A 6,084-nucleotide genomic window follows, 5' to 3' on the forward strand; every position below is an offset into this window, starting at 1 on the left:
ACTATCATTTCTAACTACAGAACATTGAGCAATTATGGATACTAATGAGATTAAGCAAGTGCTGATGGATAAATTAGCACTGGATGAAGTCATCGTTAACGGAGATGGCAGCCATTTCCAGGTTATTGTGGTTGGTGAAATGTTTGCCGGTATGAGTCGGGTAAAACAGCAGCAAGCTGTTTATGCGCCTTTAATGGAATACATTGCTGATAATCGTATTCATGCCTTGTCAATTAAAGCCTATACGCCGGATGATTGGAAACGGGATCGCAAGCTCAACGGTTTTTAATGTTGTTTGCCTCGCCGCGAACAGCAAATTATATAAAGAGAGTCGTCACAGATGGATAAATTTCGTGTGAAAGGGCCCACTCGTCTGTCGGGTGAGGTTACTATTTCCGGGGCAAAAAATGCTGCATTGCCAATCCTGTTCGCCGCGTTGTTGGCTGAAGAGCCTGTTGAGTTGCAAAATGTTCCAGAATTGAAAGATATTGATACCACTATCAAATTATTGAATCGCCTTGGGACCAAAGTTGAACGTAATGGTTCTGTATTTGTGGATGCTCGCAGTGTGAATCAATATTGTGCGCCTTACGAGCTAGTGAAAACCATGCGTGCATCTATTTGGGCGTTAGGTCCTTTGGTGGCGCGTTTTGGTCAGGGACAAGTTTCTTTGCCGGGTGGTTGTGCGATTGGCGCTCGCCCGGTTGATCTGCATATCAGTGGCTTGGAGCAGTTAGGTGCTGAAATTGTTCTGGAAGAGGGCTACGTCAAGGCTTCCGTTAATGGACGTCTGAAAGGGGCTTGCATTGTGATGGATAAAGTCAGCGTTGGAGCGACAGTCACGATTATGACCGCGGCAACGTTGGCAGAAGGGACAACAGTTATTGAGAACGCAGCACGTGAACCTGAAATCGAAGATACGGCTAATTTCCTCAATACCTTGGGTGCAAAAATTACAGGGGCGGGCACAGACCATATCACCATTGAAGGCGTAGAACGTCTAGGTGGTGGTGTATATCGTGTACTACCTGATCGGATTGAAACGGGGACATTTCTTGTTGCGGCGGCGATATCCGGTGGCAAAGTGGTTTGCCGTCATGCTCAGCCTAATACGCTGGATGCGGTATTGGCTAAATTACGTGAGGCGGGTGCTGATATTGAAATTGGTAAAGATTGGATAAGCCTCGATATGCACGGTAAACGCCCTAAAGCGGTGACATTACGTACTGCTCCGCACCCAGGTTTCCCGACCGACATGCAGGCACAGTTCAGCTTACTGAATTTGGTTGCGGAAGGTGCTGGGATGATCACCGAAACTATTTTCGAAAACCGTTTCATGCATATCCCTGAATTAATTCGGATGGGGGCGCATGCGGAAATTGAAAGTAATACCGTGCTTTGTCATGGTGTTAAAAAATTATCTGGTGCTCAGGTCATGGCGACGGATTTACGCGCATCAGCAAGTCTGGTTCTGGCGGGTTGTATTGCGGAAGGCGTGACGGTTGTTGACCGTATTTATCATATTGACCGGGGTTATGAACATATCGAAGATAAGTTGCGCGGACTTGGCGCCAACATTGAACGAGTGAAATCAACGGGAAAGTAATTTTGTTTTCTTATCGTTGAAAACAGGAAGCACTCACCCATCTCATCGCTTACGATTAAGGATGCCATCGGTAAGCTTCGATCGGTACTTACCGTGGGTATGCGCCACGGTAGATCATAATAAAGCCGGAAGATCTCGGGGATCTTCCGGCTTTATTAATTAACTAGCATTATATATATCGTGCAGATTACTATTTTTATTTAAGTTAACTATACTTTCCTTTTTATAGGTCAATATTAGCTCACCTTTATTTTCATCATTTTCTATTGCACGTACACCATCAATAACACAAAGAATACCGAACAATGTATTATCAGCTACTATTCTTATTATTTTATTGATTATCTCTTTCTCTTCCTTCGATTTTTCATTATAAAAATCAGATAGTTCAATTAGTTCCCTTTGTGGTTTCCTACCTGGGGGAGATTCAAGTATTGAGATAGTGTCTTCGATAGCAGCATCTCTTACTACAAGCTTTAATATATCTACAAATAGTTGAGAATTCATCTTATTACCTTATTTTAGTGAAGGCTTCTGGATACATTTCTTTATTTAAATTGTGCAAATCTTTTATTGCTGAAGGAGGAGCATTAGTATAATTGCGCAAGTCTCTAATATCTTTTGCCAATAAATCTCTAGCCGATCCCGTATATGGTCCTTTCATTGTAGGAATCAGTTTATGTTCTCCTCTAGGGAGAGCTATTGATGGAGCTACTTTAGGATCATAACCAGTAATTACTTGCCCCGCAGGATGTTTTTGAGCCGCATGGTGGATATCTAATTTATCACCCACCTTAGAACGTCTCTGTAAATCATCGAATGAACTAACTTCATATTTTTGTGTTGAACAAGCTGCTAACCCGAACGGGTCAACCCAATTGACCGGATCATGGACATAGCCGTACGGGTTAAATCCGCCACTAAGATTCAGCGGATCTGCCGATAAGTACTGGCCTGTTTCACTCTCGTAATACCGGTGCCGATTATAAAATAAACCGCTCTCCGTGTCTTCATATTGGCCGACGAACCGGAGGTTACACGTCAGGTTCCGCGGGTCATTGACCGTCAGCACCGGCCAGCATTCCGGCTCGCCCCAGGTGAGTAACCGGCCGGCCCAGATCAGCTCCCCTTTTTCGGTCAGAATTTCTCGCACGGTCCCCTGGTGATCGCTCACCACATAGTATAGCTGGCCTTTTTCAAACCGGGCCGAAGGGGTCAGGGTGCCCGGCTCATACAGCCAGTGAATGCTCTGTTCATACCCGACAGTGCCATCCGCATACACCGGCGTTTCTTCAATCAGCTGCTCCCCGCTCCACAGGTAATCATAGCCGATTATCGCGGTCGGCTTCACTGGCGGTCCGGCGGTGTCTGTTTCCTTCCGCTTGCTAATCCGTCGCCCGAAGGCATCATAGCCATAGCGCCAGCGCACCCCTTCCGGGCTGATAAACCCGGTCAGCCGGTCCTGCGCGTCCCAGCGGTAGCGCCAGGTCCGCGGCCGGTACCCCCGTCGCTGTTCGGTTTTCTCTGTCCGCCGCCCGTTTTCATCGTAGCGATAAGCGCAAGCGCCGTGCTGAATCACCCGCCCCGCCTGCTGGGTGTGGTAGCTCTGGCGCAGGTCTTCACTGAGCCGTTCCGGCACCCGTTTTTGGTAATGCAGGTGCTGGCCGGCGTCGTACACAAACAGTTCATCACAGGCCCGCATTCCGCCAAACTGGGCGGTCACCACCTGGTCATTCACATTGTAGCCGTAGCGCGTCTCGTCCCAGCGGGTGTCTTCCAGGCAGGCCACGTTGTAGGCCGGGGTGTAATGCCAGTGGCGGGTCACTGCGCTGCCCCGCGGCGGGAAATGCGGGTCGGCCTCGTACAGGGTCTGTTTGAACCAGTCGGAGCTGCGTCCGGCGGTCTGATGGGCCAGCAGCCCGATTGGAGTGTAAGCGTGTGACTGGATAAAACCGGCGGCGCTTTCCCGCTCGGTTTCCCGGCCCAGCCCGTCATGCCGCATCTGCAACGGGGCATGGCCGTCCAGCTGCCACTGCATCAGCCGGCCGTTGAGGCCGTAGTACCAGCTGACCGCGGGCAGGGTGTCCGCCCGGTATCCGGTGGGCAGGCCGCTTATCGGGTCCCACTGATGGCTGACGGCGCGTCCGTTAATCGTCTCCCGGGTCAGGCGGCCGGCCTCATCGTATTCAAACGCCACCACCGCGTCCGGGTTGGCGGCCCGTATCAGTCGTCCCTGCGCGTCGTGGTCGTAGCTGGTGACTGAGCATAACGTGCACCGGTCGTCCTCTTCCTGCCACGCTTCCTGGCGGGTAATGCGGTCGTCGTCGGTGTAGCACCAGCGCAGCAGCTGGTGATGGGGGTAACGGGCGGTGAGGCGGCGCCCGGCGGCATCATACTGATAATGAATGGTCCGGCCGGTAAAATCGGTTTCGCTGATAACCCGGCCGGCCGGGTCACGGGTGTAGTGGTAAGTTTCACCGGTTTCGTTGGTTACGGTTTGCAGGCGGGTCAGCCGGTCATAGCCAAAAGTCAGGGCCGAGCCATCCGGGCGGGTGAGGCGGCTGAGCCGGTCAAAGGCATCATAGGTGTAGCGGGTGGTCCGGCCTTCTCCGTCAGTCACCGCCGAGACCCGGCGCTCGCTGTCGTAGTCAATCGTCTGGCGGAGGCCGTCCGGCAGCTGAATCTCGCTGACGCTGCCCGCCGGACTGGCGTGAAACGGGCTGTGGCGATAGTGAGTCTGCTGATGTAACGCGTCGGTAATCTGAAGCAGCCGGCCCAGGCCGTCAATGTCAAACCGGGTCAGGGTGTCGTCCGGGGCCCGAATTTCACTGAGCTGCTGGCGTTCATAGCCGTAGCGCCAGGTGCGGCCGTCGGGCAAGACCTGGCGCAGGATTTCCCCACGCGGGCCGTAACGGGTCTCTTCAACCCGTCCCTGAGGGTCGATAACCGAGGCCAGGTTGCCCTGTTCGCTGTAATGCAGCCGCCAGCAGGCCCCATCCGGCTGAGTGACCTGGGTGAGCTGGCCGTATTCATCGTAATCGTAAGCGGTGAGGTCCCCGGTGGGTGACAGCAAGGCGGTCAGCTCGCCGTAAGGGCTGTACTCATACGCGGTGGTCCGGCCCAGCGGGTCGGTTTCGGCGGTTTTGCAACTGAAATCCCATTCGGTCCGGGTTTCATGGCCGAGCGGGTCGACCTGGCGGGTCACCAGGCCGTCGGCGTTATAGTGGTAGCGGGTGCAGCCGCCTTCGGCATCGAAATAGGTGGTGATGTGATGGTCGTCATCATATTCAAAACGGTCCTGCCAGTACCCCTGCGGGGTGGTGGTGGCCGTCACCCGGCCTGCGTTATCATAGTGAATCGTGACATCGGTTTTATCGGTGTCGTGCCAGCGGGTCAGGTTCCCCTGCGGACTGTATTCATGCCACAGGTGGTGAAACTGAAAGGCGTCGCATTCCGCCAGATACCCCGGGTTATCATAGCGGCAGGTGACCAGTCGCTGGCGTTGTTCCGCGTGTAACCAGTCAATGGCCGTAAGTTGCCGGTGTTCGTAGTGCAGCGCCAGGGTCGTGGTGTCGGCATGGACCAGGCGGGTCAGGCGCTGCTGTTCATCATAATGAAAAACCGTCTGGTTGCCGTTGCGGTCTTCAATCATGGACAGGCGGCGTTTATCCCCCTGAACCTCGGCAAAGCTCAGTATCTGCTGGGTGCGGCGGTTGAACAGGCGCAGTTCGCCGTCGCGCCGGCCGTAGAGCAGATAATGCCCGGCATGGAGGTTAACCGAGAAGACGTTTTCCGCCGGGGTGTGGAAAGTGTAAATCACCCCTTCGCCATCAGTGAAGTGGGTTTCCTCGCCGTCGCGGCGCAGGTGCTGCGACCAGTCATCGGCCCATTTGGGGCCGAACAGCCCGGACAGGGCGGCGGTGGAGCGGTAAGTCCGGTTGAGAGTCAGCGGCAGTACCCCCGGCAGGGCCAGCACCGGCCAGACCTGTAGGAAGTCGCCGGTCGCCACGTCTACCGGCTCCCCGGCTTTATGACAGAGCTGACTGTCACAGCCGGTTTTTTTCACCGACGGGGTGGGCGCTTCATGCAGGCGGTTTTTGTTCCCTCTGGGCAGGGGGAGGAGGCCGGCCAGCACCACGGCCCAGCGTAAGGCCCGGTCGCTGCTGACCATGATGTCATAGACGCCTTCGGTCTCCTGGGTGAGGGCGATGGACGCCGCGCCGCTGTTGATATTGGCGTCGCAGGTGGTGCGGTGGCCCAGCCGGGCAATGGGTTTGCCGTTGGCAAACACGGTTTTGGCGCCTTCGGCAATCACTACCGGGCCGGGGTGGTCGCTGCATACAATTTTGTCCCCGACCCGGGCGACCGGTTTGCCTTCAAAAAAGACATTGGGGGAGCCTTCAATAATGGCGCCTTTATTCTGTCCGTATTGCCCGATAGCGGCGCCGATACTGGCGTAAGCGGCGCCGACAAAGCCG

The 6,084-nt window shown here is 54.4% G+C and carries 4 protein-coding genes; 2 read left to right on the plus strand and 2 right to left on the minus strand.

The window, feature by feature from the left end:
• Positions 1 to 34 precede the first annotated feature (34 nt).
• Positions 35 to 289 carry a BolA family iron metabolism protein IbaG gene (ibaG, locus tag C6H66_RS02155; RefSeq protein ID WP_011148158.1) on the plus strand — a complete coding sequence of 85 codons (255 nt, stop codon included), beginning with the start codon at positions 35 to 37 and terminating at the stop codon, positions 287 to 289.
• 51 nt (positions 290 to 340) lie between these two features.
• Positions 341 to 1,606 (plus strand): UDP-N-acetylglucosamine 1-carboxyvinyltransferase, encoded by a 1,266-nt coding sequence (gene murA, locus C6H66_RS02160; protein ID WP_105394678.1) that lies wholly within the window; start codon positions 341 to 343, stop codon positions 1,604 to 1,606.
• 159 nt (positions 1,607 to 1,765) lie between these two features.
• Here murA and C6H66_RS02165 read toward each other — a convergent pair whose 3' ends face one another.
• The gene (locus C6H66_RS02165; RefSeq protein WP_011147332.1) at positions 1,766 to 2,113 is read right to left on the minus strand and encodes a hypothetical protein; all 348 of its coding nucleotides are present in this window, start codon (positions 2,111 to 2,113) and stop codon (positions 1,766 to 1,768) included.
• Positions 2,114 to 2,117: 4 nt separating this feature from the next.
• Entirely contained in the window at positions 2,118 to 6,056 is a 3,939-nt protein-coding gene (locus tag C6H66_RS02170; RefSeq protein WP_339417055.1) for an RHS repeat-associated core domain-containing protein, read from the minus strand.
• Positions 6,057 to 6,084: the final 28 nt, after the last annotated feature.

Source organism: Photorhabdus hindustanensis, assembly GCF_002968995.1.
GTDB lineage: Bacteria > Pseudomonadota > Gammaproteobacteria > Enterobacterales > Enterobacteriaceae > Photorhabdus > Photorhabdus akhurstii.

Bases quoted from the DNA above. Each gene is read 5' to 3' on its own strand.
- murA (WP_105394678.1), top strand. From the start codon at position 341: ATGGATAAATTTCGTGTGAAAGGGCCCACTCGTCTGTCGGGTGAGGTT.
- ibaG (WP_011148158.1), top strand. From the start codon at position 35: ATGGATACTAATGAGATTAAGCAAGTGCTGATGGATAAATTAGCACTG.
- C6H66_RS02165 (WP_011147332.1), bottom strand. From the start codon at position 2,113: ATGAATTCTCAACTATTTGTAGATATATTAAAGCTTGTAGTAAGAGAT.